The organism is Dietzia sp. SYD-A1, from assembly GCF_015356725.1.
In the GTDB taxonomy this organism is placed as follows: domain Bacteria; phylum Actinomycetota; class Actinomycetes; order Mycobacteriales; family Mycobacteriaceae; genus Dietzia.
Genome location: NZ_JADDKI010000252.1, coordinates 1 through 5,673, shown reverse-complemented (window position 1 = coordinate 5,673; position 5,673 = coordinate 1). Strand labels below are relative to the sequence as shown.

Here is a 5,673-nt window from a genome sequence, read left to right as displayed (position 1 = left end):
CAGTGGTGCGGCGGGTGCGTTCGGTCGTCCCGGTGGCGCCCCGCGCCGGGGCCGCAAGTCCAAGCGTCAGAAGCGTCAGGAATATGACTCGATGCGGGCCCCCGAGGTCGGCGGCGTCCGGCTCCCCGACGGTCGTGGGCAGGTCCTGCGGCTGGCGCAGGGTGCGTCGCTGAGCGACTTCGCGGACAAGATCGATGTCAACCCGTCGCAGCTGGTCCAGGCGTTGTTCAATCTGGGTGAGATGGTCACCGCCACGCAGTCCGTCACTCCGGAGACCCTGCAGCTCCTCGGCGAGGAGATGGGTTTCAAGGTCCAGGTCGTCAGTCCGGAGGACGAGGACCGCGAACTGCTCGACTCGTTCGATCTGTCGTTCGGTGAGGACGAGGGCGGCGAGGACGATCTCGAGATCCGTCCCGCGGTCGTCACCGTCATGGGACACGTCGACCACGGCAAGACCCGGTTGCTCGACAGCATCCGGTCGGCGAAGGTCGGCGAGGGCGAGGCCGGTGGGATCACCCAGCACATCGGCGCGTACCAGGTCACCGTTCCGGTCGACGACGTCGACCGGACGATCACCTTCATCGACACCCCGGGTCACGAGGCGTTCACCGCCATGCGCGCCCGCGGCGCCAAGTCGACGGACATCGCGATCATCGTGGTCGCGGCGGACGACGGTGTGATGCCGCAGACGGTCGAGGCGATCAACCACGCGCAAGCGGCCGACGTGCCGATCGTCGTGGCGGTCAACAAGATCGACAAGGAGGGCGCGCAGCCTGACAAGATCCGCGGCCAGATGACCGAGTACGGGCTCGTGCCGGAGGAGTACGGCGGCGACACGATGTTCGTCGACATCTCGGCGAAGCAGGGACTCAACATCGATTCGCTGCTCGAGGCCGTCGTCCTCACCGCGGACGCGTCCCTCGACCTGCGCGCCAACCCGGACATGGACGCGCAGGGTGTGGCCATCGAGGCGCACCTCGACCGCGGACGCGGCCCGGTCGCGACGGTGCTCATCCAGCGCGGAACGCTCAGGGTCGGTGACTCGATCGTCGCGGGCGACGCGTACGGGCGGGTCCGCCGCATGGTCGACGAGCACGGGGAGGACGTCGAGGAGGCGACCCCCTCACGTCCGGTCCAGGTGATCGGTCTGACCAGCGTGTGTGGAGCGGGTGACACCCTCATGGTGGTCGACGAGGACCGCACCGCCCGGCAGATCGCCGACAAGCGGAACGCGCGCAAGCGCAACGCGCTCGCCGCTCGGTCCCGCCGCCGGATCAGCCTGGAGGACCTGGACTCGCATCTCAAGGAGACGAGCCAGCTCAACCTCATCATCAAGGGCGACAACTCCGGTACGGTCGAGGCCCTCGAAGAGGCCCTCATGGGAATCGAGATCGACGACGAGGTGCAGTTGCGGGTCATCGACCGCGGTGTCGGTGCTGTCACCGAGACCAACGTCAACCTGGCTGCCGCATCCGACGCCGTCATCATCGGGTTCAACGTCCGCGCGGAGGGCAAGTCGACCGAGTTGGCCAACCGCGAGGGCGTCGACATCCGGTACTACTCGATCATCTACCAGGCGATCGACGAGATCGAGAGCGCGCTCAAGGGCATGCTCAAGCCGATCTACGAGGAGAAGAAGCTCGGCCAGGCGGAGATCCGCCAGCTGTTCCGCTCCTCCAAGCTCGGCAACATCGCGGGCTGCATGGTCCTCGACGGGATCATCCGCCGCAACGCCAAGGCCCGCCTCATCCGCGACGGCAAGGTCGTCGTCGAGGAGATGAGCGTGTCCTCGCTGCGCCGCGAGAAGGACGACGTGACCGAGGTCCGGGAGGGCTTCGAGTGTGGCCTCACCGTGACGTACTCCGACATCAAGATCGGCGACGTCATCGAGACCTACGAGCTCGTCGAGAAGCCGCGCGACTGACGTCGCCGGCGACACCCCTGGGGGCAGGTTCCGTGGTCTGCGGGCCTGCCCCCACGGCATTCTGGGAATCGAACGGCCGCCCGGCGGCCGCATCACGTCAAGGAGGATCGCCATGGCCGGAAAGGGACGGGCCGGACGGCTCGGCAAGCGGATCGGGGAGATCGTCGCCACGGCGATCGAACACGAGATCAAGGACCCGCGTCTGGAGTACGTCACCATCACGGACTCCCGGATCACCGCGGATCTGCGGGTGGCCACCCTCTACTACACGGTCCGGGGCGAGACGCTGGACGAGGACCCGGACATCGAGGCCGCGGAGGACGCGCTGGCCACGGCGCGGGGTCGCCTCCGGACGATGGTCGGCAAGCAGACCGGGGTGAAGTTCACCCCCGAGTTGACGTTCGTCCTGGACTCCGTGCCGGACGCCGCGCGACAGATGGAGGAGTTGCTCGCCCGGGCACGGGCGCAGGACGAGGAGGTCCGTCGCGTGGCGCAGGGCGCACGTCCCGCCGGGGACGAGGACCCCTACCGGAGAGACGACGAGGAGGAGCGACCGGAGGGCGACGACCGGTGATCACCCTGGTGGACGCGGCCGGCGCGGCGAGCGTCCTGGCCCGGCACCGCGAGGTGACCGTGCTGTGCCACGTCCGCCCCGACGCCGACGCCCTCGGCAGTTCCGCGGGTCTCGCCCGGGCACTGCGTGCGGACGGCGTCGTGGTCCACCACTCGTTCGACCCCGGGGCGGTCCCGGATCCGCTCCGGGTCATCCCGGGCACGGACCGTGTGGTCTCGATCGACGAGGTGCCGGAACACGACGGCCTGGTGGTGGCTCTGGACTGCGCCAGCCCGGACCGGGTGGGCGACTGGGATCGGCTGGCCCGATCGGCGTCCGAGGTACTGGTGGTGGACCATCACCGTTCCAACCCCGGCTTCGGGACGCACCTGTTCCTGGATCCCGGGGCGGCCTCCACCGCGAGTATGGTCCTCGATGTACTCGAGGCCGGTCGCTATCCGGTCGACCCCGAGCTCGCGACGAGCCTCTACGCCGGTCTCGTCACCGACACCGGGTCCTTCCGGTGGGGTGGCGCGGGGTCGCACGACACGGCCCGGCGACTGCTCGCCGCGGGTGCGGAGGCCAGAGCGGTGGGATTCGCTCTGCTCGACGCGCATTCCTTCCCCTGGCTCCGAGTGCTGGGGGAACTGCTGAGCACGGCTCGCCTGGACCCCGGCGCGGTCGGGGGACGGGGGGTGGTCTGGCTGACGGTTCCCCACGAGGTCGTGGCGTCGGCGGACGAGGCGGACGTCGAGTCGCTCGTGTCCCACCTCCAGGGGGTGAGGGAGGCGCAGGTCGCGGTTCTCGTCAAGGAGATCCGCCCGGGAGAGTGCGCGGTATCACTGCGTTCCCGTCCCGGTCGCGGCGACAGTATCGATGTCTCGGCCGTCGCCTCGGCGCTCGGCGGGGGAGGGCACCCCGCTGCGGCCGGGTGCACCGTGCGCGGAGACGCCGCACGCGTCACGGCGAGGCTCCGTGAGCTCCTCGTCTGACCCGGGGCCTCGGCCCACCGCCCCGGAGATGGGCGTGGGGGATCTCGGACGCCGCCTGTGGTCGATCGCACTACCGGTCCTCCCGGTGCTGGCGGCCGAACCGATCTACCTGCTCGTCGACGGCATCGTCGTGGGCCGGCAGGGTCCCGAGGACCTCGCCGCGCTGGGTGTCGGCGCGCTGGTGTTGTTGGTGCTCGGCACCCAGATGAACTTCCTCTCGTACGGGACGACGGCCCGGGCCGCCCGACTCCACGGAGCCGGACGGCGTGCGGACGCGGTGGCGGAAGGGGTCCAGGCCACCTGGATCGCGCTGTCGGTCGGTGCGGTCGTGGTGGCGGGCGTCCACACGTTTCTCGGACCGCTGACGCGCGTGCTCGCGGCCGACGCCGAGGTGGCGGCCGGCGCCGCGGACTGGCTGAGGGTGGCGGTGTGGGGTATCCCGTGCATCCTGGTCGCGTCCGCCGGGCACGGGTGGATGCGGGGAGTCCAGCGCGTCAGGACGCCTCTCGTCCTGGTGGCCGTGGGGATAGGTGTCTCCACGATCGGCTGCGTGGTGCTGGTGCCCGGTCTGGGACCCGCGCCCGCGCTGGGACTGGTGGGCAGTGCGTGGGCCAACCTGGCGGGCCAGATGATCATGGCCGGGGGATTCCTCGGCGCCCTGGCGGGCGAGCACAGTGGATCGCTGCGTGCTCGGTGGAGCGTGATCGTCGAGCAGCTCCGTCTGGGAGTCAACCTGGTCATCCGTACCGCGTCCTTCCAGGTGACCTTCGCCGTGGCCACCACCGCCGCCGCGGCCGCGGGCGTCGACTCGCTCGCCGCGCATCACCTCGCGCAGCAGCTCTGGGCCCTGTACACCCTCGTGCTCGACTCGGTCGCGATCGCGGCACAGTCCCTCGTCGGTGCGGCGCTGGGCGCCGGCCTGGCCTCCGAGAGCCGCGCCCTGGCCCGCGCGGTGGTCGTGTGGTCGGTGGGGCTCGGTGTCGGGCTCGCCGTGATCACGGTGCTCTTCCGCGACCCGATGTCGACCCTCCTGTCGGGAGACGCGGAGGTCGCCGGCCGACTCGTCGTGGCGTTGACCGGCATGGCCCTCGTGGTGATCCCCGCCGCCCTGGTGTTCGGGCTCGACGGCGTCCTCCTGGGCGCCGGTGACGCCGCGTACCTCCGCACCAGCACCGTGATCGCCGCCCTGTGCGGCTTCCTGCCCGTCCTCCTGGCCACGAGACACTTCGGCTGGGGGCTCGCGGGTATCTGGTGGGGGATGGGCGTGTTCGTGGCGATGCGACTCATCGCGGTCGCCGCTCGGGTCCGCGGTGACCGCTGGCTGGTCCTGGGAGCGCGGACTCCTGCCGGTCGGCCGTCCGAGGGGACCAGGGCATGACCCGTGGCCCGAGCCTGCGCGCGGTGTCCGACCTGCACGTCGGCCACCGCGGCAACGCCGGCGTCCTCGACGACATCCGGCCGACCCACCCGGGGGACTGGTTGATCGTGGCCGGAGACGTGGCGGAGAAGACCGACCACGTGATCGGCGCACTTCACACTCTCGCGGACCGGTTCGAGCGTGTGATCTGGGTGCCGGGCAACCACGAGTTGTGGATCGGCTCCGACGACGACGGGATCAGCTCCACCGCGAAATACGACAGGCTGGTCTCCGCCTGCCGTTCGATCGGTGTCGACACCCCCGAGGACCCCTACCCGCTGTGGACCGGCCCGGGGGGACCCGCGTGGGTCGTGCCGATGTTCCTGCTCTACGACTACTCGTGGACCCGCCTCCCCGGCCAGTCGCGCGAATCGGCTCTCCAGGACGCCCGGGAACGACGGGTGGTGGCGTCGGACGAGTTCCTCATCGATCCGGCCCCGTACCCGGATGTCGCCGCCTGGTGTGTCGCTCGGCTGGTGGCCACGACGACCAGACTGGCGGCTCTGGACCCGGCGCACCCCACCGTGCTGGTGAACCACTGGCCACTGCTGCGCGCCCCGACGGAGGTCCTGCGCCATCCGGATTTCGCGCTGTGGTGCGGCACCGGACAAACCGCGGACTGGCACCGTCGCTATCGGGCCTCGGCGTGTGTCTACGGGCACCTGCACATCCCGCGCAGCACCGTCCACGACTCGGTGCGCTTCGAGGAGGTCTCACTGGGATACCCGCGTGAGTGGGCGGCCCGTGGCCGGCCCGACCCACTGGCCCGCCCGATCCTCCCGGGCCC

5 protein-coding genes are annotated in these 5,673 nt (G+C 70.6%); all 5 read left to right on the top strand.

Annotation, left to right across the window (positions count from 1 at the left end):
- Positions 1–1,924, top strand: a 1,924-nt coding sequence (gene infB / locus IY392_RS11075; protein WP_194861234.1) for a translation initiation factor IF-2, incomplete at its 5' end; no start/stop codon positions are given.
- A 112-nt stretch (positions 1,925–2,036) separates the two neighbouring features.
- Positions 2,037–2,498: a 30S ribosome-binding factor RbfA gene (rbfA, locus tag IY392_RS11070; RefSeq protein WP_107756612.1), complete on the top strand. Its 462-nt coding sequence runs from the start codon at positions 2,037–2,039 to the stop codon at positions 2,496–2,498.
- Complete coding sequence (locus IY392_RS11065) at positions 2,495–3,469, top strand: bifunctional oligoribonuclease/PAP phosphatase NrnA (RefSeq protein WP_182627878.1); 975 nt, start codon at positions 2,495–2,497, stop codon at positions 3,467–3,469. The genes rbfA and IY392_RS11065 overlap by 4 nt, the downstream gene beginning before the upstream one ends.
- A complete protein-coding gene (locus IY392_RS11060; RefSeq protein ID WP_309234157.1) occupies positions 3,453–4,847 on the top strand; it encodes an MATE family efflux transporter in 1,395 nt (464 codons plus the stop codon). The genes IY392_RS11065 and IY392_RS11060 overlap by 17 nt, the downstream gene beginning before the upstream one ends.
- Positions 4,844–5,673 (top strand): metallophosphoesterase (locus IY392_RS11055; protein WP_194861233.1); only part of this gene is annotated, 830 nt, incomplete at its 3' end. The genes IY392_RS11060 and IY392_RS11055, both read left to right, overlap by 4 nt.